General features: G+C 66.3%; 16 protein-coding genes, 2 tRNA genes and 2 rRNA genes. 16 read left to right on the top strand and 4 right to left on the bottom strand.

The annotated features are described in order from the left end of the window. Positions 1–69: 69 nt before the first annotated feature. The gene (locus BDK92_RS40205) at positions 70–483 is read right to left on the bottom strand and encodes a UTRA domain-containing protein (RefSeq protein ID WP_281278690.1); all 414 of its coding nucleotides are present in this window, start codon (positions 481–483) and stop codon (positions 70–72) included. 312 nt (positions 484–795) lie between these two features. Here BDK92_RS40205 and BDK92_RS10295 point away from each other — a divergent pair, with 312 nt between their 5' ends. Genes BDK92_RS10295 through BDK92_RS10280 form a run of 4 tightly spaced genes read left to right on the top strand, consistent with a single transcriptional unit; the run spans position 796 to position 5,300 of the window. After that, on the top strand, positions 796–2,097 hold the full coding sequence (locus BDK92_RS10295; RefSeq protein WP_121156510.1) for a D-tagatose-bisphosphate aldolase, class II, non-catalytic subunit: 1,302 nt from the start codon (positions 796–798) through the stop codon (positions 2,095–2,097). After that, on the top strand, positions 2,094–3,341 hold the full coding sequence (locus BDK92_RS10290; protein ID WP_121156509.1) for an SIS domain-containing protein: 1,248 nt from the start codon (positions 2,094–2,096) through the stop codon (positions 3,339–3,341). Before BDK92_RS10295 ends, BDK92_RS10290 begins: the two co-directional genes overlap by 4 nt. Before the next feature lie 5 nt (positions 3,342–3,346). Beyond that, complete coding sequence (locus BDK92_RS10285; RefSeq protein WP_121156508.1) at positions 3,347–4,324, top strand: N-acetylglucosamine kinase; 978 nt, start codon at positions 3,347–3,349, stop codon at positions 4,322–4,324. A 10-nt stretch (positions 4,325–4,334) separates the two neighbouring features. After that, positions 4,335–5,300, top strand: coding sequence for a DMT family transporter (locus BDK92_RS10280; RefSeq protein ID WP_121156507.1), 966 nt, complete (start codon positions 4,335–4,337; stop codon positions 5,298–5,300). 92 nt (positions 5,301–5,392) lie between these two features. Here BDK92_RS10280 and BDK92_RS10275 read toward each other — a convergent pair whose 3' ends face one another. After that, complete coding sequence (locus BDK92_RS10275) at positions 5,393–6,223, bottom strand: class II fructose-bisphosphate aldolase (RefSeq protein WP_121161921.1); 831 nt, start codon at positions 6,221–6,223, stop codon at positions 5,393–5,395. Positions 6,224–6,399: 176 nt separating this feature from the next. Between BDK92_RS10275 and BDK92_RS10270 the strand changes: the two genes are divergently transcribed. From BDK92_RS10270 to pfkB, 4 genes are all read left to right on the top strand, one after another. Continuing rightward, positions 6,400–7,791, top strand: coding sequence for an FGGY-family carbohydrate kinase (locus BDK92_RS10270; protein ID WP_170208538.1), 1,392 nt, complete (start codon positions 6,400–6,402; stop codon positions 7,789–7,791). A 124-nt stretch (positions 7,792–7,915) separates the two neighbouring features. Next, complete coding sequence (locus BDK92_RS10265; protein WP_121156505.1) at positions 7,916–8,128, top strand: hypothetical protein; 213 nt, start codon at positions 7,916–7,918, stop codon at positions 8,126–8,128. Between the two features lie 51 nt (positions 8,129–8,179). Next, positions 8,180–8,974: a DeoR/GlpR family DNA-binding transcription regulator gene (locus BDK92_RS10260; protein ID WP_121156504.1), complete on the top strand. Its 795-nt coding sequence runs from the start codon at positions 8,180–8,182 to the stop codon at positions 8,972–8,974. Continuing rightward, complete coding sequence (gene pfkB / locus BDK92_RS10255) at positions 8,971–9,921, top strand: 1-phosphofructokinase (RefSeq protein WP_121156503.1); 951 nt, start codon at positions 8,971–8,973, stop codon at positions 9,919–9,921. Before BDK92_RS10260 ends, pfkB begins: the two co-directional genes overlap by 4 nt. Positions 9,922–10,091: 170 nt before the next feature. Here the strand turns inward: pfkB and BDK92_RS10250 are convergent. Beyond that, positions 10,092–10,165 (bottom strand) — tRNA-Gly (locus BDK92_RS10250). A gap of 223 nt (positions 10,166–10,388) precedes the next feature. On the opposite strand from BDK92_RS10250, the gene BDK92_RS10245 reads away from it, so the two are divergent. The 6 genes from BDK92_RS10245 to BDK92_RS10220 all read left to right on the top strand — a co-directional run bounded on the left by BDK92_RS10245 (position 10,389) and on the right by BDK92_RS10220 (position 15,764). After that, positions 10,389–10,462: transfer RNA gene (locus BDK92_RS10245), tRNA-Pro, on the top strand. A 116-nt stretch (positions 10,463–10,578) separates the two neighbouring features. Beyond that, positions 10,579–11,931, top strand: coding sequence for a trigger factor (gene tig / locus BDK92_RS10240; RefSeq protein ID WP_121156502.1), 1,353 nt, complete (start codon positions 10,579–10,581; stop codon positions 11,929–11,931). Positions 11,932–12,103: 172 nt separating this feature from the next. Then, the gene (locus BDK92_RS10235; RefSeq protein WP_121156501.1) at positions 12,104–12,745 is read left to right on the top strand and encodes an ATP-dependent Clp protease proteolytic subunit; all 642 of its coding nucleotides are present in this window, start codon (positions 12,104–12,106) and stop codon (positions 12,743–12,745) included. Positions 12,746–12,756: 11 nt separating this feature from the next. Further along, entirely contained in the window at positions 12,757–13,419 is a 663-nt protein-coding gene (locus BDK92_RS10230) for an ATP-dependent Clp protease proteolytic subunit (protein ID WP_121156500.1), read from the top strand. Between the two features lie 209 nt (positions 13,420–13,628). Next, positions 13,629–14,921 carry an ATP-dependent Clp protease ATP-binding subunit ClpX gene (clpX, locus tag BDK92_RS10225; protein WP_121156499.1) on the top strand — a complete coding sequence of 431 codons (1,293 nt, stop codon included), beginning with the start codon at positions 13,629–13,631 and terminating at the stop codon, positions 14,919–14,921. Positions 14,922–14,966: 45 nt separating this feature from the next. Next, positions 14,967–15,764 (top strand): carbon-nitrogen hydrolase family protein, encoded by a 798-nt coding sequence (locus BDK92_RS10220; RefSeq protein ID WP_121156498.1) that lies wholly within the window; start codon positions 14,967–14,969, stop codon positions 15,762–15,764. A gap of 125 nt (positions 15,765–15,889) precedes the next feature. On the opposite strand, the gene BDK92_RS10215 is transcribed toward BDK92_RS10220, so the two are convergent. Further along, positions 15,890–16,114, bottom strand: a complete 225-nt coding sequence (locus tag BDK92_RS10215; protein ID WP_121156497.1) for a hypothetical protein — start codon at positions 16,112–16,114, stop codon at positions 15,890–15,892. 607 nt (positions 16,115–16,721) lie between these two features. Between BDK92_RS10215 and BDK92_RS10210 the strand changes: the two genes are divergently transcribed. Further along, positions 16,722–18,237 (top strand): 16S ribosomal RNA (locus BDK92_RS10210). Between the two features lie 361 nt (positions 18,238–18,598). After that, a 23S ribosomal RNA gene (locus tag BDK92_RS10205) occupies positions 18,599–21,708 on the top strand. The 16S and 23S rRNA genes sit together here, the layout of an rRNA operon. The last annotated feature ends 31 nt before the right edge of the window (positions 21,709–21,739 follow it).

The following is a 21,739-nucleotide window of genomic DNA, read 5'->3' as shown; positions in this document are numbered from 1 at the left end:
ACACCTCCGCGCCACCAGCTTGAGCGGTGCCTGGCGGTCTCCGACTCCCCGCGCGCTTGCGGAAATACCTCATGGTCGGCCGCGGTTGTAGGCTGCCCGGCGATCTCTCGACCCGCGCCGGCAGAGGTTCGCCGGCGGCCGCCGGGCGGTAGCCCGGAGCAGGGCGAGCAGCGCCATGTCACTGGACGACGGGTCACCCGCGACTGGGCCGGTCGGCTGCCGGGCCTCCACGGTGTACCGGGCCACCTGCGGCAACTGCCGTGAATCGGCGACGCGCAGGGCGGCGTACAGCGACGCGGTGGTGAAGTCGGTGCTGGCCAGGGCCGCGCATATGGCCGGTGGTAGCTGGCTGTTTTCCAGCACCACGATCAGGTTGTCGGGGTACCGAGGCCGTCGCTTCTCGAATGGTTCGGCGCCGGGCGGCGCGGAGGATCTCGGACTCCGCGATCGAGCTTGGCCGCACCCGGGACTCCAGGACCGCAGCGTGTGTCGTGAGGCCGTGCGCCCCGCGTAGTCGGCAAAGGCTTGTACGACGTCTCCGGACTGCCGGCCGTCGCCGGCGTACGGCGCCGGCCGTCTTCCGCTGTCGGATCGGCGAGAAACCAGCCGCGTGCCGGTGACCGTATGACGACGCCCTGGTCGGCGAGCTGGGTCAGCGCCGCCCTCAGCGTGCCCCCAGAGATGCTACGAACGGGAGCATACCAAACTACATACCAACTAGACAGTAGCCGGCCAAGTGGAATACCAGTAGGGTCCATTACCAGCTTCAGAACGGCGAGGAAAAGGAACCACCCCATGAGTAACCCGCTCGACACTGTCGTCGCCCTGCACAAACGGGGGGAACCGGTCGGCGTCACGTCAATCTGTTCCGCCCATCCGCTGGTCCTGCAGGCCGCGATGGCTCAGGCCCGGGAAGACGGCGACCTGGTGTTGATCGAGGCGACCTCGAACCAGGTCGACCAGGACGGTGGCTATACCGGTATGCGACCGGCGGACTTCCACGACCTGGTGTACCGGGCGGCCGACCAGGCCGGACTTCCTCGGGAGCGGGTTGTGCTCGGCGGCGACCACCTGGGCCCGAACCGATGGCGTTCGCTGCCGGCGGAGCAGGCCATGGCGCGCGCCGACGTGCTCGTCGCGGCGTACGTCGAGGCCGGCTTCACCAAGATCCATCTTGACTGCAGCTACCCCTGCGCGGACGACCAGACCCCGTTGACCGACGAGGTGATGGCCGCCCGCGCTGCCCGCATGCTCGCCGTCGCGGAGAGAACCGCCGCCGCGACGGGGCGGGCCGGGGAACTCCGGTACGTCATCGGCACCGAGGTCCCGGTGCCCGGCGGCGCCGAGGAGACGATCGAGGAACTCCTGCCCACCACCACCGAGTCGGCCCGTAGCACCCTGGCCCGGCACCGGGCGGCCTTCGCCGAGCTGGGCCTCGAGCACGTGTGGCCGCAGGTGATGGCCCTGGTCGTCCAGCCGGGCGTCGAGTTCGACCACCTGCGGGTCGTGGACTACGACCGGGACCGCACCAAGGACCTGCAGCGGGTCCTGGACGACGAGCCGACAATGGTCTTCGAGGCCCACTCCACGGATTACCAGACCGTCCCGCGACTCGCCGCGCTGGTCGAGGATCACTGGGCGGTGCTCAAGGTCGGACCCGGCCTGACCTTCGCGCTGAGGGAGGCCCTGTTCGCGTTGGCCGCGATCGAGGCCGAGCTCGTTGCGGAGCACGACCGCTCGAGCCTGCCAGAGGTGGTCGAGCAGCGAATGCGCGCCGAGCCCGGGCAGTGGGCGAAGTACTACACCGGCGACGCCGCGGAGCAGCGCCTGGCGCGGCGGTACAGCTACAGCGACCGGATGCGCTACTACTGGCCAGACCCGGAGATCCAGGCCGCCGAGCGGCGCCTGCTGGTCAACCTGACCGACCGGGACATCCCGCTGCCGCTGCTCAGCCAGTACCTGCCCGACCAGTACCAGCGGGTCCGCGACGGCACCCTCGGCAATGACCCCGTCGAGCTCGTCCTCGATCGCATCCGCGACGTCCTGCGCGGCTACCGCCACGCGACCACCTCATCCGAACGGCGGCCGGCAGCATGAGCACCCTCCTCGGCCACGACCCTGACTACCTGCGCCGGCGCGACGCCGTCGACACCAGCCGCGAGATCGCGCAGCAGCCGATCGTGTGGCGCCAGATCGCCCGGATGGCGGCTGAGTCGGGTACGGCAACCGCCGCGTTTCTGAAGCCGCTGCTCGAACGGCCCGACCTGCGCATCGTCCTCACCGGCGCGGGCACCTCCGCGTACGTCGGCGAGGTGCTGGCGCCGTCGCTGCGTCGGCGGCTGGGCCGCCGGGTGGACGCCGTCGCCACCACCGACATCGTGGCCGATCCACTGGCCTGCTTCGCAGAGGATGTCCCGACGCTGCTGGTGTCGTTCGCCCGCTCCGGCGACAGTCCGGAAAGCGTCACCGCCACCGAGCTGGCCACCCAGGTGCTGACCGAGTGCTGGCACCTCGTGGTGACCTGCAACGAGCACGGCCGGCTCGCCCGCCAGTACGCCGACCGTTCTACTTCGCACGTGCTGCTGCTGCCCGAAGCGGCCAACGACCGGGGCTTCGCGATGACGTCCAGCTTCACCGGCATGGTGCTGGCCGGCTCGCTGGCCCTCGGCGGCCCCGATGAGGGCCTGGTGGAGCGGCTCGCCACCGCAGCCGAGCAAATCTTGGTCACCCGGCCGCCCGCAGCGGCCGACCTCGCCGCCCGCGGTTACTCCCGGATCGTCTACCTCGGAAGCGGAACCCTGCACGGCGCGGCCCGGGAATCCGCCCTGAAGGTCCTGGAGCTGACCGCCGGCCGCGTGGTGGCCATGGCCGAGTCCGCGCTGGCCTTCCGGCATGGACCGAAATCCGTGCTCGATGACCAGACCCTGGTCGTCAGTTACGAGTCCAACGACCCATACACCAGTCAGTACGACCGCGACATGGTGGCCGAGCTGCTGCGGGTCATCCCGGAGCGGAACCTCGTCACCGTCACCGGTCACGCCGGGCGGCCAGCCAGGGAAAACGCCTGGACGCTACCCGGCATCGCGGACGTGGACGACGCCGCGCTGGCGCTGCCGGCCGTGATCTGCGCGCAGCTGATCGGCTTGCACTTCTCCCTGGCGCTCGGGCTCACACCCGACAATCCCTTCCCCGGCGGGGAGGTCAACCGAGTCGTCCAGGGCGCGATCATGCACCCCCTGTCCGCTAGGCCGCGGCCAGGCGAACAACAGGTCCAGATCAGGGCCATCCCGGCCCGGACGGGCGACAGAGCTGACGTCAGCAGTGGCGCCACACGGAGGTGAGACAAATGTTTCTCGGCGTGGACGGCGGCGGCACCAAGACCGCTTTCTGCCTACTGAGGGCGGACGGCTCGATCGTGGCCCAGGCCACGACCGCGAGCAGCTACTACTTCAGCGAAGGCATCAACCTCGTGACCCGGGTCCTTGAGGAGGGCGTCGGCGCTGTCTGCGCGACGGCCGGCATCACCCCGGCCGACATCGACTTCGCGTTTTTCGGGATCCCGACCTATGGCGAGGTCAGCGAGGACATCGCCGCCCTCGACGCGGTGCCACGGGACGTCCTGGGCCACGACCGGTACCGGGTCGACAACGACATGCTCTGCGGCTGGTCCGGCTCGCTGGGCGCCGCGGACGGCATCAACGTGATCAGCGGCACCGGATCGATGACCTATGGTGAACGTGCCGGTCGAGGGCTGCGCGTCGGCGGTTGGAGCGAACTGTTCGGAGACGAGGGCTCGGCGTACTGGATCGCCATCCGTGGCCTGCAGGCGTTCTCCCGGATGAGCGACGGTCGACAGCCCGCCGGCCCGCTGCTGGATGTTCTGCGCGACCACCTGGAGCTGTCCGCGGACCTGGATCTGATCGACATCGTGCTGAACAGGTGGCACGGCGACCGTGGCGAGATCGCGGCGCTGAGCCCGCTGGTCACCCGCGCCGCCGACCAGGGCGACGAGGCGGCCGCGGCGATCCTCGGCGAGGCCGGCCGGGAACTCGCCCATCTGGTGGAGACCACCCGTAGCCGACTCGGCTACCCCGTCGAAGAGCAGGTGCTGGTCTCCTACTCCGGCGGCACGTTCAACGCACCGCAGGTGCGCGAGGCATTCCGACAGCACCTACACACGCTGCACGACGGGTACGACCTCCGTCAGCCCATGTATTCGCCGGTCGTCGGCGCGGCGCTCTACGCCGCGAAGCAGGCCGGCGGCCCGCTGAGCGCCGACGCGCTCGAGCATCTCCGGACCACCCCGACCGCCACCGCCGCTTGAGGAGGCGCAGATGCCAACGACTATTTCCCGCATCAGCCGTAGCTGGATCCCGTACGCGGGACTGCTCGTGCTGTTCTGGGGCGTCTGGGGAGCCTTCTCCGCCGTCCCGACCAGCGACTACGGCTATCCGGACGGCATGGTCTACGTCGTCTGGTCCATCACCATGATCATCCCGGCCGTCGTCGCGCTGCGCGGCAACCGGCTGGACCGCCGCCCGATCGCAGCCGTATACGGCCTGCTGGTTGGTCTGACCGGCGCCGGCGGCCAGTTGCTGCTGTTCAAGGCGCTCACCATCGGCCCGGCCTACCTGATCTTCCCGTTGATCGCACTGTCCCCGGCGATCACCGTGCTGATGGCCACGGTGCTGCTGCGTGAACGCATCCCGCGGCTCGCCGTGGTCGGCGTGATCGCCGCGCTGATCGCGGTCGTGCTTTTCAGCGTGAGCGGCGGCGACGGTTCCGCCACCGGTGGAATGTGGTTGGTCCTGGCCATCGTCGTCTGCGTCGCCTGGGGTGTGCAGGCCTACTTCATGCGCAAGGCAGCCACGGTTGGCGTCAACGACGCCACCACCTTCACCTGGATGACGATCAGTGGTCTGTTGCTGGCGCCGATCGCCATCTGGATGGCCGGCGGCCTGGCGCTGGAGGCGCCCTGGCAGGCGCCGACCCTCGCCGCGGTCACCCAGCTGCTCAACGCCGTCGGCGCGCTGTTCCTGGTGATGGCGTTCAGCCGGGGCAAGGCCTCTATCGTGGCCCCCACGACCAACGCCCTGGCGCCCGTGCTGACCGTGATCCTCTCCCTGATCGTCTACCAGCGGATGCCGTCGATCTACGCCACGATCGGCATCGTGCTCGCCATCGTCGGGTCCACCGTGATGGTCTACGCCGACGAGAAGCGCGGCGAGGCCGCGGCGGCGGACGCGGCCAGCCCGGTCACGCTCGACCGGAGCGGCGCGCCGGACGTCGCCGTCCCGTAACCGCCAGATCGACCCCGGCGGCCGCCGGTTCGGACTCAGTCCGGACCGGCGGCCGACTTTGTGGCTGCGCCACGGCCTTCCTGACCCGTCGCTCACGAGATCGTGGTGACCAGGTGGGCGACGGTCCGGGCGATCGCGTCCCGCGCCGGCGCCAGGTATTTCCGCGGATCGATGACCGGCGCGGCCGCCAGCTCGGCCCGGACGGCCTTGGTGAAGGCGACGTTCAGGATGGTGCCGACGTTGATTTTCACGATCCCGGCCCGCACGGCGCGGACCAGGTCGTCGTCGGGGACGCCGGAGGAGCCGTGCAGCACCAGCGGCACTGGCAGCGCCTCCCGGAGCCGGCCGATGAGCGCGAGGTCGAGCGCGGCGGTCCGGTCGGTCATCGCGTGGGAGCTGCCCACCGCCACGGCCAACGCGTCGACCCCGGTCGCGGCGACGAACTCGGCCGCCTCGGCCGGATCGGTGCGGACCCCCGGGGCGTGGGCGCCGTCCTTGCCACCGACCTCACCCAGCTCCGCCTCCAGCCACAGCCCGTGCGCGTGCGCCCAGCCGACCGCCTCCACGGTGGCGCTGACGTTGTCGGTGTAGTCGAGTCTCGACGCGTCGAACATCGCCGAGCTGATTCCGGTCCCCTGCGCAGCGTGCAGCAGGTCCCGGCTCTCCACGTGGTCGAGGTGTACGGCCACCGGCACGGCGGCGAGTTCGGCCACCGCGGTGACGGCAGCGGCGATCGGAGCGAGTCGACCGTGGTGGAAGCGGACGGCGTTCTCGCTGATCTGGAGGATCACCGCCCGGCCGGCCTGCTCGGCTCCGGCGACGATCCCCTCGGCGTGCTCCAGGGTGATCACGTTGAAGGCGGCAATCGCCGTGTTCGTGGCACGCGCACGGTTGACCAGTTGGCCGGTGGCGGCGAGGGGCATCTGGTGCTCCGTTTCCACGGTTTCCGGTCGGAAGCGTCGCCCAGTTGGTCAATGAGGTTCGCCACCAGGCGGCAGAGCACCCAGTCAGTGACCAACGCTTGACAGCTTCCCAACGAAAAGCAAGCATCCCCAGCATTAAACAAGCAGATGGCACCGCATCACAAGGAGGTGACCAGGTGGCAGCTCCACTGCTCGTCGGCCTCGACGTCGGCACCACGGCCAGCAAGGCGGTGGTCTTCACCGACACGGGCGAGCCGCTGTCCCAAGCTGCGGTGACCACGCCCTGGACCGTCACCCGGACCGGAGCCGAACTCGACGCGACCGCCCTGCTCCACGCCGCGGTCGAGGCCCTGGCCGGCGCGCTGTCCGCCGCCCCGCCCGGCCCGGTCGCGGGACTCGGCGTGACGAGCATGGGCGAATCCGGAGTGCTGCTGGACCGCTCCGGCGAGCCGATCGGCCCGGTTGTCGCCTGGCACGACACCCGGGACGAGACGGAACTGGCCGACCTGCACGCCCGGATCGGCCCCGCGACGTTCGCCCGGACCACGGGGTTGCCGCTGCGGCACCAGTGGGCGCTCACCAAGCACCGCTGGCTGCTCGCCCACCACCCCGAGACCCGGACCGCCGTACGTCGGCTCAACATCGCCGAGTGGGTGGTCCGCGGACTCGGCGGGGCGGAGGCCACGGAACAGTCCCTCGCCTCCCGGACCGGCTGGCTGCGGCTCGACGGCCGGGACTGGTGGCCCGAGGCGCTGGAATGGTCAGGGGCTCGCGCCTCGCAGATGCCCGACCTGGTGACCGCCGGAACCGCACTCGGCACCGTTGACGTGGGGGCCGGGCCCGACCGGCTCACCGGAGCCACCCTCACCGTCTGCGGCCACGACCACCAGGTCGCCGCGATCGGCGCCGGCGCGGTACGTCCCGGCGACGAACTGGACAGCTGCGGTACGGCGGAGGCACTGGTCCGGTCGGTCCCGCCCGGCCTGGCCCCGGAGACCGTCGCCGGTCTGGTCGCCGCCGGGGTCACCGTCGGGTGGCACGCCCTGGCCGGTCGCTGGTGCCTGCTCGGCGCCACCACCGGAGGACTGGTGCTGCAACGGGTACTCGCCGGGCTCGGCCTGGACCGTGCCGACCTGACCCAACTCGACCTCCTGGCCGAGCAGGTCGAGCCGGGCCGGGTCGAGGTGCGGATCGCCGACGAGGGGAGGTCGGTCGTCGTACCGGCAGGGGAGTCCGCCGAGCCGGCGGAGATCTGGCGGGCGGCACTGGAGATGGTCACCGACGAGATCGCTGTCATCCACGAAGCGATGACCGCGTACAGCGGTGACCATCACGAACTCGTCGCCGTCGGCGGCTGGTCGCGCAGCGAGGCGCTGATGGCGGTCAAGGGCCGCCGGCTCGGCCCGGTACGCCGTTCCCCGGTCGTCGAGGCCGGGGCGCGCGGCGCCGCCCTGCTGGCCGGGCTCGCGGCCGGGGTGTACGCCAGTGTGGACGACTTTCCGGACGCCGCCGACACCACGGCAAGCGTTCACTCCGGCGACACGGTCGTGGCCGGGGGCCAGTGGTGAGGACCAGACCAGGAGAGCAGCTGGCGACCCATCCGCTGATCGAGGCGCCGCCCACCGCGACCTGGCCGCCGCCGCGACCGGCCTGCGGACCGCCAACGCCAGCGGCAAGGCCAAGATCGTCGGTTTGGACGCCGGCCCGGTGCAGGTCCAGCAGCTGGAGCAGGGCGCGGCGCAGGCGTTGATCGCCCAGAAGCCGAGCAAAATCGGCGTGACCGGGGTCAAGAACATGCTCGCGGCGCTGACCGGCGGCGGAGAAAAGGTCGGCACCGGCACCGTCACCAGGGACAACCCGAACACGCCCGAGATCCAGCAGGCGCTGTACCAGTCGAAGTGCTGAGACCCCGTGGCCGGAGGGACCGGGCCGTGACCAGAACGAGAGGGACGTCCGATGAGCAGTCCAGCTGGTGCGACGAACAGCCGACCGCCGTACGCGGACGAGCGTAAACAGCACATCCTGCAGGCGTTGCGCAGCAAGGGGCGGGTCGAGGCGGGCGAGGTCGCCGTCGCGCTCCGGGTTACCGGGGAGACGGTGCGCAAGGACCTGATCCAGTTGGAGCGCAACGGCCTACTGCGCCGGGTACACGGCGGCGCCGTACCGGTGGAGAACCTCTCGTACGAGCCGGCGGTCTCGGTCCGGACCGAGTTCGGCGTGGAGAAGGAGCGGATCGCCCGCGCCGCCCTGGCACACCTGCCGGCGAGCGGCTCGGTGCTGATCGACGCCGGCTCCACCACCGCGATGCTCGCGGAGATGTTCCCCGGGCATGCCGAGCTGACCGTCTACACCAACGCGTTGCCGATCGCGCTGACCCTGATCAACCGGCCCCGGCTGACCGTGGTCACGCTCGGCGGCCGACTACGCAACCCGACCCTGGCCCAGGTCGACGACTGGGCGATCCGCGCCCTCGCCGACATCAACGTCGACGTCGCCTTCCTCGGCACCAACGGCATCTCCCTGGAACGGGGTCTGACCACCCCGGATCCAGCCGAGGCGGCCGTGAAACGGCACATGATCACGTCCGCCAATCGCCGGATCCTGCTCGCCGACCACAGCAAGGTCGGGCTGATCCGGGGCAACCGGCACGGCGACCCGAGCGACATCGACCTGTTCATCACCGACACCGGCCTCCCCGACGTACGACGTCGCGAGCTGGCGGAAACTGGTCTGCAGATGGAGTACGCGTGATTCTCACCCTGACCCCCAACCCGAGCGTCGACCGGACGGTCTTCGTCGACGCTCTACCGCGTGGGGCGGTGATCCGCAGCCGTCGCGGCTGGATCGAACCCAGCGGCAAGGGTGTCAACGTCGCGCTGGCCCTGCAACGCCACGGCCAGCCGGCCACCGCGGTGCTGCCGGTGGGCGGCTCGGTCGGCGCCCAGCTCTCCCAGATGCTCCGGCTCGCCGGACTGCCAATTCGGGAGGTGCCGGTGCGGGGTGAGATCCGCAGCAACATCAGCCTGGTCGAGCCGGACGGCACCGTCACCAAGGTGAACGAGCCCGGTCCCGAACTGGACGCCGAGGAGACCGAGGCGCTGGTGCGCGCCGTCCTGGACAACCTCGACGACGTCACCTGGCTGGCCTGCTGCGGCAGCCTGCCTGACGGCGTACCGCCGGACCTGTACGCCAGACTCGCCGAGGTGGCCCGGTCCCGCGGGGTCCGGGTCGCGGTCGACACCTCCGGCGAGCCGCTGCGGGCCAGCCTCGCCGGCCGACCCGACCTGGTCAAACCAAACTCCTCCGAGCTGGCCCAACTGGTCGGCCGGCCACTGCGGACATTCGGCGACGTGATCGACGCGGCGCTCCAGGTTCGCAAGCTCGGCGCCGACGCGGTGCTGGCCAGCCTCGGCGCTGACGGGGCGCTGCTGGTCGAGGCCGCCGAGGTAACGCACGCCGAGGCGCAGGTGACCCGAGTGGTCAGCGCCGTCGGCGCCGGTGACGCCACCCTGGCCGGCTTCCTGCATGGCGGCGGGGCGGGCATGGCCGCGTTACGTACCGCGGTGGCCTGGGGTACGGCCGCCGTCCAGCACGAGGGAACGCTCTTCTCCCGCGCCGACCCGGATCAGACGGTGCTCGTGAGTACCGATGTCGACCCGAGCCGGCCGCTACGGCACCCCGACGCCGTCCTCGCCTAAACGCACGTCACCCGGCCGACCTGACCGGCGGCGGCCCTACCAGGACCTGTTCCGGTTGCGGGACGGCACGGACGGCGCTACTGGCAGCGAATGGCACGCAAGATCGGAGAGAGCTGAGAACAGAACGGCCCAGGTGTGGCGATCATGTCGCTGGCCTGGGCCGGGTGCTGTGGAGCGGGCGACGAGAATCGAACTCGCGTAATCAGTTTGGAAGACTGAGGCTCTACCATTGAGCTACGCCCGCGTGCGCCCCGGTGCCGGTGGCGCGCTCCTAGCGTACTGGGTCGGCTTCGAGGCCGCACGGGGGTATCCGCCTGGTCGGGGGCAGCGGGCGTTTCGCCGTACGCTGATCTTGAAAAAGGCCAGGTCGCGGCGGGTCGCGAGGGACGCTCGGGCAGGGACCGGGCGTGGCGTGTGGATACCAGGCGGCGCGACCGGGCGGCGACGGCATACACTGCTGGTCGCCACGGGGTGTGGCGCAGCTTGGTAGCGCACTCGCTTTGGGAGCGAGGGGCCGTGGGTTCAAATCCCGCCACCCCGACTGTGATCCACCACCGCTGTGTGTCGGGCGCCGCAGGGCCTCCCAGACCGCTCGCCTACACTCGATGGGCTGAATCACGCCCATGACAAGACTGAGATCCGTCAAGGAGTACGCCTGTGAAGAGCACCGTCGAGACTTTGAGCCCGACGCGCGTGCGGCTCGCGATCGAGGTGCCGTTCGTCGAGCTCGAGCCGAGCCTCAGGAAGGCGTACCGGGAGATCGCCCAGCAGGTCACCGTGCCCGGTTTCCGCAAGGGCAAGGTGCCGGCGAACGTGATCGACCAGCGGGTCGGTCGGGGCACCGTGCTGAACGAGGCCGTGCAGGAGGCGATCCCGGAGAACATCCTGGCCGCCGTCCGTGAGCACGATGTGAAGACGCTCGGTCGTCCGGATGTCGAGATCACCGAGTTCAACGACGGCGACGCGCTGAAGTTCACCGCCGAGGTCGACGTCCGGCCGGAGATCACTCTGCCCGACTTCGCCACCGTCGAGGTGACCGTCGACGAGCTGAAGATCGACGACAGTGAGGTCGACGAGCAGGTCAAGGGCCTGCGGGAGCGCTTCGCCACGCTGAAGACGGTCGAGCGGGCCGCCCAGGAGGGCGACTACACCCAGATCGACCTGGCGGCCACCGTCAACGGCGAGGAGGTCCCGGGCGGCTCGGCGACCAACATCTCCCACGAGGTCGGCAGCAAGCAGCTCCTCCCGGGCCTGGACGAGGTCCTGGTCGGTCTCTCGGCCGGCGACTCGACCACCTTCGTCACCCAACTGGTCGGCGGCGACTTCGCCGGGCAGGACGCGGACGTGGCGGTGACGGTACGGACCGTCAAGGAGAAGGAACTGCCCCCGCTGGACGACGACTTCGCCCAGCTCGCCAGCGAGTTCGACACGCTGGAGCAGCTCCGCGACGACCTGCGTAACCGGATCACCCAGAACAAGCAGGTCGAGCAGATCTACGCGGCCCGGGACAAGGCGCTGCAGCAGCTCGTCGCCACCGCCGACGTGCCGGCGCCCGAGGGTGTCGTCCGTGACGAGGTGGAGAACCGCAAGCAGGCCATGGTCGACCAGCTCCAGCGGATCGGGGCCTCCCTGGAGGAGTACCTCGCCGCCGAGGAGAAGACCGAGGAGCAGATCGACACCGAGCTGACCGAGGCGGCCACCGAGGGGGTCCGGGTGCAGCTGCTGCTCGACACCCTGGCCGACGCCGAGGACGTTCAGGTCTCGGACGACGAATTCGGACACGAGATCGTGCACCGGGCGCAGCGTGCCGGGATGGCTCCGCAGCAGTACTACGACCAGCTGGTCCGGTCCGGCACCGCCGGCGCGGTCTTCGGTGATGTCCGGCGGGGCAAGGCGCTCGCCTCGGTGATGGACCGCATCAAGATCACCGACTCGGCGGGCAACGCGGTCAGCCTGGACGCGCTGCGTGCCGCGGCCGACGAGGAACACAACCACGCGCACGAGCACTGATCGACGGGCGTTTTCCGGCCGCCACGCGGGTATTCCGCGCGGCGGCCGGAACCCTTCCCGGGGTGCCCTCGGGTAGCTGCGCTGAGAGCGAACAGTGCCCGGAGGAGGAAGCTCCGGCCCCCCGCAGCGGTTAGTGTCGGGCGTAAGACGGTACGGAGAGCGAAGGGCTGCCATGACCGAAATGAACATCCCAGCGATGCCCCTGCGGGCTGTTGAAGCCCGCGGTGGGGACTCAATTGGCAACCTCGACGACTCGGTCTACAACCGGCTGCTCAAGGAACGCATCATCTTCCTGGGCAGCGAGGTGACGGATCAGGTCGCTAACCGCATCTGCGCGCAGCTGCTGCTGCTCGCCGCGGAGGACCCCGACCGCGACATCAACCTCTGGATCAACTCGCCGGGTGGCTCGGTCTACTCCGGCATGGCGATCTACGACACGATGCAGTTCATCGACAACGACGTGTCCACCGTCGCGATGGGCATGGCCGCCAGCATGGGCCAGCTGCTCCTCTGCGCCGGCACCAAGGGCAAGCGGTACGCGCTCCCACACGCGCGGATCATGATGCACCAGCCGTCCGGTGGGATGGGCGGCACGGCGTCGGACATCGCGATCCAGGCCGAGCAGATGCTGTACACGAAGCGGATGTTCCAGGAGCGGGTCGCGTTCCACACCGGCCAGGACCAGGCGTCGATCGAGGCCGACTCCGACCGGGACCGTTGGTTCACCGCGGCGGAGGCCAAGGACTACGGCTTCATCGACAAGGTGATCACCGGAGCCACGCAGGTTCCGGAAGGCGCCGGGACCCTGAGCTGAGGAGCTTGACGATGACTGACCTGACGCTGCCGCCGCAGTTCGCACCAGTGCACAACCGGTACGTGCTGCCGTCGTTCGTCGAGCGCACGTCGTACGGGGTGAAGGAGTCGAACCCGTACAACAAGCTGTTCGAGGACCGGATCATCTTCCTCGGTGTCCAGGTGGACGACGCGTCGGCGAACGACGTGATGGCCCAGCTGCTGACGCTCGAGGGCACCGACCCGGACCGCGACATCATCATGTACATCAACTCGCCCGGCGGCTCGTTCACCGCCATGACGGCGATCTACGACACCATGCAGTACGTCCGTCCGGACATCCAGACGGTCTGCCTCGGCCAGGCCGCGAGTGCCGCTGCGGTGCTGCTCGCCGCGGGCACCCCGGGCAAGCGGATGGCGCTGCCGCACTCCCGCATCATCATCCACCAGCCGGCCACCGAGGGCGGCTACGGGCAGGGCTCGGACATCGAGATCCAGGCTCGGGAGATCCTGCGGATGCGTACCCAGCTGGAGGAGATGCTCTCGCGGCACTCGAACCAGCCGGTCGACAAGGTCCGCAAGGACATCGACCGTGACAAGATCATGACGGCGGAGGAGTCCCGCGAGTACGGCCTGGTTGACACCATCCTGACCAGCCGTAAGAAGGGCCTGCTCGCGGCGAACGCCGCCAGCTGACCATGGTGGTTCAGAGGTCGACCGGGTCGGATTCACCGGTCGACCTCTGACACACCCGGTTTTGGGGGTCGGAGAAAGCTCCGACAGCGAGTAACGTCGGGTCTGCACCGCTTCGCCGGTCAGTCCGGCGGGCGATCTAGACCGACGAGGCGTACCGTCCTCAGGCCAGGGCCGGGTTGATCCGGCCGATGAGCGCAGGGAGAACGTAGGTGGCACGGATCGGCGACGGCGGCGACCTACTGAAGTGCTCCTTCTGTGGCAAGTCACAGAAGCAGGTCAAGAAGCTCATTGCGGGCCCAGGGGTCTACATCTGTGACGAGTGCATCGACCTCTGCAACGAGATCATCGAAGAGGAACTGGCCGAGTCCGGCGAGGTGAAGTGGGAAGAGCTTCCCAAGCCGATGGAGATCTGCCAGTTCCTCGACAACTACGTGGTCGGCCAGGACCAGGCGAAGAAGGCCCTCTCGGTCGCGGTCTACAACCACTACAAGCGGATCCAGGCTGAGGCCGCCGGGGCGCCGGGCTCGGGTAACGACGCGGTCGAGCTGGCCAAGTCGAACATCCTGCTCATCGGTCCCACCGGCTGCGGCAAGACGCACCTGGCGCAGACCCTGGCCCGGATGCTCAACGTGCCGTTCGCGATCGCGGACGCCACCGCGCTGACCGAGGCGGGCTACGTCGGCGAGGATGTCGAGAACATCCTGCTGAAGCTGATCCAGGCGGCCGACTACGACATCAAGCGCGCCGAGACCGGCATCATCTACATCGACGAGGTCGACAAGATCGCCCGGAAGTCGGAGAACCCGTCGATTACCCGGGACGTCTCCGGTGAGGGTGTGCAGCAGGCACTGCTCAAGATCCTCGAAGGTACGGTCGCGAACGTGCCGCCGCAGGGCGGTCGCAAGCACCCGCACCAGGAGTTCATCCAGATCGACACCACCAACGTGCTGTTCATCTGTGGTGGCGCCTTCGCCGGGCTCGACCAGATCATCGAGTCCCGGACCGGACAGGGCGGGACCGGCTTCGGTGCCCACCTGCGCGCCGTCTCCGAGCGTTCGACGGATGACATCTTCGGCAAGGTGATGCCGGAGGACATGCTGAAGTTCGGGCTGATCCCGGAGTTCATCGGCCGCCTCCCCGTGATCACCAACGTGCGGAGCCTCGACCGCGAGGCGCTGGTACGGATCCTCACCGAGCCACGTAACGCGCTGGTCCGGCAGTACCAGCGACTCTTCGAGCTCGACGGTGTCGAGTTGGAGTTCGAGCCGGATGCTCTGGCCGCCATCGCCGATCAGGCGATGCTGCGGGGGACCGGTGCCCGGGGTCTGCGTGCCATTCTGGAAGAGGTCCTCCTCTCGGTGATGTACGAGGTTCCGAGCAACCCCGACGCCGCCCGTGTCCTGATCACCCGCGAGGTGGTCCTGGAGAACGTCAACCCGACCATCGTGCCGCGTGAGTTCACCGGCCGGCGGCGGCGTGACCGCGAGGAGAAGTCGGCCTGAGCGCGAGTCTGGCTTGAGGCGGGCGGCGGCCCGTACGCTCATCGCATGCGTGTCGCCGTCTGCCAGCTGAACGCCCGTGATGACCGGCAAGCCAACCTCGCCGCGGCCGGTGCTCTCCTCGACCGTGCAGCCGCGGCTGGTGCCGATCTGGCGATTCTGCCGGAGTACGTCGACTATCTCGGTCCCGGCTCAGGACAACCGAAGCCCGAACCGCTCGACGGCGAGTTCGCCGACTTCTTTGCCGCCGCCGCGCGACGGCTCGGTATGTGGGTCCACGCCGGCTCGTTCCACGAGGTTGGTCCCGATCCGCAACACACGTACAACACCTCGCTGGTTTTCGACCGCGCCGGCGAACTCGCCGCGACGTACCGGAAGATCCACCTGTACGACGTGGAGATCCCCGGTCGTGTCTCCTACCTCGAGTCCAGGGCAGTGGCACCCGGTCCGGAACCGGTGACGCTCACCGTCGACGGCGTACGCGTCGGTCTCTCCATCTGCTACGACCTCCGCTTCCCGGAGTTGTACCGCCAGCTTGCCGTGGCAGGGGGTGCGCAGTTGTTGGTGGTGCCCGCCGCGTTCATGTTGCACACCGGGCGGGACCACTGGGAGGTGCTGCTGCGGGCCAGGGCGATCGAGAACCAGTGCTTCGTCGCGGCGGCGGCCCAGATCGGCGATCACGACCCCGGGCGGACCTGTTTCGGGCGGAGCATGGTGATCGACCCCTGGGGGACCGTACTGGCCCAGGCTCCGGACACGGTCGGGGTCGTCTGCGCCGATCTCGACCTGGACCGGCTGCACACCATCCGTACGGAGTTGCCCAGTCTCGCCAACCGCCGGCTCTGACGGGCGCCCGGTTCGCGCTGGAGCTGTCGAGGAATCCGGTCGACGCCGTACCGGCGGGGTTCCAGTGGCGAGTGGTTCACGGGCGGCACGCGGCAGAGCGGTGTCGACGTGGTGCGGTGCCCACCTCAACGGCCCTCGAGGAACACTCCGATCAGGGCGAGCCCGAGGATGGCGGCGGCCGTGACGAGTAGTCCGGTGGTCATCCGGGTCGGCCCTCGTCGTGCCAGCCGGCGTACCGACACGACAAGTGCGACCACCACCAGGCCGCCGATCACCAGCTGCCAGATCGGCAGCAGCAGACCGACGACCGCGTCCGCGGCGAGGTGGCGTTCCTCCGGTACGGCAACCATGGGTGCCACTCTGGCACGCCCGCCCCGTCAACATGGTGACGGACGTTGATTTGCGCTTCGGAGAGTCCTTCGCGTAACTTTCTCTCTGCAAGCGGAACACCGGACAAAACGGCCGGAACCGCAAGCGCCCAGGCTCGTGGCGGGTGACCGCCGAGCGAGGCTGGACCGGGTGGTGCGACTCGCCTGCGAGATTGGGTTGAGATCGCGAAGCCAACCGAGTAGAGTGTCTGAGGCCGGCAGGAACCGGGCGGATGTGTCGCTAAGCGACAATCGGCCGGTCTGGAGGCCTCCCTCGAACAGAAGTGACCACCGGAGACGGTGGGCGCGAGCGCGGGGAAACTCGGACGAAGCGAAGAAAGTCCAAGAAACGGGCTTGACAGCGCCAAGACGAGCGGGTAAGTTAGACGAGTTGCCCCGAGAGCGGTTCTCGAAACGAGAACAGTGATTCGGTGTGTGGTTGTTCTTTGAGAACTCAACAGGGTGCTTGATAAGCCAGTGCCAATTATGATTTATACCCGGGCCGGTTTGCCTTTCTTTCGGGATTGGTTTGTTGGTTTGGATTCCTTTGGCAACTTTTTTGTTGCCGGGACATTTTTTCCACAGATTTTTGTTGGAGAGTTTGATCCTGGCTCAGGACGAACGCTGGCGGCGTGCTTAACACATGCAAGTCGAGCGGAAAGGCCCTTCGGGGTACTCGAGCGGCGAACGGGTGAGTAACACGTGAGTAACCTGCCCTAGGCTTTGGGATAACCCTCGGAAACGGGGGCTAATACCGAATATGACTTCTGGCCGCATGGCTGGGGGTGGAAAGTTTTTTCGGCTTGGGATGGACTCGCGGCCTATCAGCTTGTTGGTGGGGTAATGGCCTACCAAGGCGACGACGGGTAGCCGGCCTGAGAGGGCGACCGGCCACACTGGGACTGAGACACGGCCCAGACTCCTACGGGAGGCAGCAGTGGGGAATATTGCACAATGGGCGGAAGCCTGATGCAGCGACGCCGCGTGAGGGATGACGGCCTTCGGGTTGTAAACCTCTTTCAGCAGGGACGAAGCGAGAGTGACGGTACCTGCAGAAGAAGCACCGGCCAACTACGTGCCAGCAGCCGCGGTAAGACGTAGGGTGCGAGCGTTGTCCGGATTTATTGGGCGTAAAGAGCTCGTAGGCGGCTTGTCGCGTCGACTGTGAAATCCCGCGGCTCAACCGCGGGCTTGCAGCCGATACGGGCAGGCTAGAGTTCGGTAGGGGAGACTGGAATTCCTGGTGTAGCGGTGAAATGCGCAGATATCAGGAGGAACACCGGTGGCGAAGGCGGGTCTCTGGGCCGATACTGACGCTGAGGAGCGAAAGCGTGGGGAGCGAACAGGATTAGATACCCTGGTAGTCCACGCTGTAAACGTTGGGCGCTAGGTGTGGGGGACCTCTCCGGTTCTCTGTGCCGCAGCTAACGCATTAAGCGCCCCGCCTGGGGAGTACGGCCGCAAGGCTAAAACTCAAAGGAATTGACGGGGGCCCGCACAAGCGGCGGAGCATGCGGATTAATTCGATGCAACGCGAAGAACCTTACCTGGGTTTGACATGGGCGGAAATCCGGCAGAGATGTCGGGTCCTTCGGGGCCGTTCACAGGTGGTGCATGGCTGTCGTCAGCTCGTGTCGTGAGATGTTGGGTTAAGTCCCGCAACGAGCGCAACCCTCGTTCGATGTTGCCAGCGCGTTATGGCGGGGACTCATCGAAGACTGCCGGGGTCAACTCGGAGGAAGGTGGGGATGACGTCAAGTCATCATGCCCCTTATGTCCAGGGCTTCACGCATGCTACAATGGCCGGTACAATGGGCTGCGATACCGTGAGGTGGAGCGAATCCCAAAAAGCCGGTCTCAGTTCGGATCGGGGTCTGCAACTCGACCCCGTGAAGTCGGAGTCGCTAGTAATCGCAGATCAGCAACGCTGCGGTGAATACGTTCCCGGGCCTTGTACACACCGCCCGTCACGTCACGAAAGTCGGCAACACCCGAAGCCGGTGGCCCAACCCTTGTGGAGGGAGCCGTCGAAGGTGGGGCTGGCGATTGGGACGAAGTCGTAACAAGGTAGCCGTACCGGAAGGTGCGGCTGGATCACCTCCTTTCTAAGGAGCACCTGCCCGCGAAAGTGGGTTAGGAGCCCGCATCATCCGAATGTGGTGGTGGGGTGCTCGATGGCGGAGACACTGGTGAGTTTGTTGCCGGCAACGGCCACTTTTGATGTGAGTACAGCCCTTTGGGGTGGGAAAGCGTTTGGTGGTGCGGCTGGTGGTGGATGATGAGCACCCTGTTGGGTCCTGAAGGAACAAACACGTGTGTTTGTTGTTTCGGGTTGCCAGGCATGGCCTGTCACTGCAAACGGATCTCCGGAGCCAGGTTTTTTTGGTGGTGGGGTTTGGTGTGGTGGTTGTGGGTTGTGGGTTGGTCGTTTGTTGAGAATTGCACAGTGGACGCGAGCATCTTTGTGGTCAAGTTGTCAAGGGCGAACGGTGGATGCCTTGGCACCAGGAGCCGATGAAGGACGTGGGAGGCCGCGATAGGCCTGGGGGAGCTGTCAACCAAGCTGTGATCCCAGGGTGTCCGAATGGGGGAACCCGGCAGCAGTCATGTGCTGTCACCTGCACCTGAACACATAGGGTGTATGGAGGGAACGCGGGGAAGTGAAACATCTCAGTACCCGTAGGAAGAGAAAACAAAATGTGATTCCGTGAGTAGTGGCGAGCGAAAGCGGATTGAGGCTAAACCGGCTGCGTGTGATACCTGTCAGGGGTTGCGTGGTTGGGGTTGTGGGACTCTGCTGATTCAACTGACATTGGGTCGAGAAGTTATAAAACCAGTTGCTAGCCGAATGGTGTGGGAAAGCCAACCGTAGACGGTGAGAGTCCGGTAGGTGAAAGTGGCTGGTCTTCTGTGGATGTTCCCGAGTAGCGGCGGACCCCTGTAATCTGCCGTGAATCTGCCAGGACCACCTGGTAAGCCTAAATACTTCCTGGTGACCGATAGCGGACAAGTACCGTGAGGGAATGGTGAAAAGTACCCCGGGAGGGGAGTGAAATAGTACCTGAAACCGTTCGCCTACAATCCGTCGGAGCCTTTAGGGGTGACGGCGTGCCTTTTGAAGAATGAGCCTGCGAGTTAGTGGCATGTGGCGAGGTTAACCCGTGTGGGGTAGCCGTAGCGAAAGCGAGTCTGAATAGGGCGTTCAGTCGCGTGTCCTAGACCCGAAGCGGAGTGATCTAGCCATGGGCAGGCTGAAGCGTGGGTAAGACCGCGTGGAGGGCCGAACCCACCAACGTTGAAAAGTTGGGGGATGACCTGTGGTTAGGGGTGAAAGGCCAATCAAACTCCGTGATAGCTGGTTCTCCCCGAAATGCATTTAGGTGCAGCGTCGCGTGTTTCTTGCCGGAGGTAGAGCACTGGATGGTCTAGGGGGCCCACAAGCTTACCGAAATCAGCCAAACTCCGAATGCCGGTAAGTGAGAGCGCGGCAGTGAGACTGCGGGGGATAAGCTTCGTAGTCGAGAGGGAAACAGCCCAGATCACCAGCTAAGGCCCCTAAGCGTGTGCTAAGTGGAAAAGGATGTGGGGTCGCATAGACAACCAGGAGGTTGGCTTAGAAGCAGCCACCCTTTAAAGAGTGCGTAATAGCTCACTGGTCAAGTGGTTCCGCGCCGACAATGTAGCGGGGCTCAAGTACACCGCCGAAGCTGTGGCATTCACATGTGACTTCGCATGCTCCTTTTGGGGTGTGTGCAGGTGTGTGGATGGGTAGGGGAGCGTCGTGCCGCGGGTGAAGCAGCGGAGTGATCCAGTTGTGGACGCGGCACGAGTGAGAATGCAGGCATGAGTAGCGAAAGAAGGGTGAGAAACCCTTCCGCCGGATGACCAAGGGTTCCAGGGCCAGGCTAATCCGCCCTGGGTGAGTCGGGACCTAAGGCGAGGCCGAGAGGCGTAGTCGATGGACAACGGGTTGATATTCCCGTACCCGCGAAAGAGCGTCCGTGGTGAACCTCATTGTGCTAACCATTTGATGTCGTTGATGCCTTCGGGTTGATGCGGTTGATTCTGGGAACCTGGTGGGTAGTAGTCAAGCGATGGGGTGACGCAGGAAGGTAGCTGAGCCCGGCCGGTGGTTGTGCCGGGGTAAGCGTGTAGGCCGTGTCGTAGGCAAATCCGCGACGCATGTGGCTGAGACGTGATGCCGAGCCGATTCAGGTGAAGTCAGTGATCCTATGCTGCCGAGAAAAGCCTCTAGCGAGTTCTTAGCGGCCCGTACCCCAAACCGACACAGGTGGTCAGGTAGAGAATACCGAGGCGATCGGGCGAACTGTGGTTAAGGAACTCGGCAAATTGCCCCCGTAACTTAGGGAGAAGGGGGGCCGGAGACGTGAAGCCCCTTGCGGGTGGAGCGTTGTATGGCCGCAGAGAGCAGGGGGAAGCGACTGTTTACTAAAAACACAGGTCCATGCGAAGAAGTAATTCGATGTATATGGACTGACGCCTGCCCGGTGCTGGAACGTTAAGGGGACCGGTTAGCTCTTTCGGGGGCGAAGCTGAGAACTTAAGCGCCAGTAAACGGCGGTGGTAACTATAACCATCCTAAGGTAGCGAAATTCCTTGTCGGGTAAGTTCCGACCTGCACGAATGGCGTAACGACTTCCCCACTGTCTCAACCACAGGCCCGGCGAAATTGCATTACGAGTAAAGATGCTCGTTACGCGCGGCAGGACGGAAAGACCCCGGGACCTTTACTATAGCTTGACATTGGTACTCGAATTAGCTTGTGTAGGATAGGTGGGAGCCGGTGAAGTCCATACGCCAGTATGGGTGGAGGCAATCTTGAAATACCACTCTGGTTGATTTGGGTATCTAACTTCGGACCGTGATCCGGTTCAGGGACAGTGTCTGGTGGGTAGTTTAACTGGGGCGGTTGCCTCCTAAAATGTAACGGAGGCGCCCAAAGGTTCCCTCAGCCTGGTTGGCAATCAGGTGTTGAGTGCAAGTACACAAGGGAGCTTGACTGTGAGACTGACAGGTCGAGCAGGGACGAAAGTCGGGACTAGTGATCCGGCACTTGCGAGTGGAAGCGGTGTCGCTCAACGGATAAAAGGTACCCCGGGGATAACAGGCTGATCTTCCCCAAGAGTCCATATCGACGGGATGGTTTGGCACCTCGATGTCGGCTCGTCGCATCCTGGGGCTGTAGCAGGTCCCAAGGGTTGGGCTGTTCGCCCATTAAAGCGGTACGCGAGCTGGGTTTAGAACGTCGTGAGACAGTTCGGTCCCTATCCGCCGTGCGCGTAGGATACTTGAGAAGGGCTGTCCCTAGTACGAGAGGACCGGGACGGACGAACCTCTGGTGTGCCAGTTGTCCCGCCAGGGGCACGGCTGGTTGGCTACGTTCGGAAGGGATAACCGCTGAAAGCATCTAAGCGGGAAGCTCGCTTCAAGATGAGGTATCCCACCCATGCAAATGGGGTAAGGCCCCCAGCTAGACTACTGGGTTGATAGGCCGGAGATGTAAGCTCGGTAACGGGTTGAGTTGACCGGTACTAATAGGCCGAGGACTTGATTACTAAGGTGCTACGCGTCCACTGTGTGATTCCC

The organism is Micromonospora pisi (genome assembly GCF_003633685.1).
Taxonomy (GTDB): domain Bacteria; phylum Actinomycetota; class Actinomycetes; order Mycobacteriales; family Micromonosporaceae; genus Micromonospora_G; species Micromonospora_G pisi.
The sequence above is the reverse complement of the archived record's forward strand: the minus strand, read 5'-3'. Positions and strand labels throughout refer to the sequence as shown.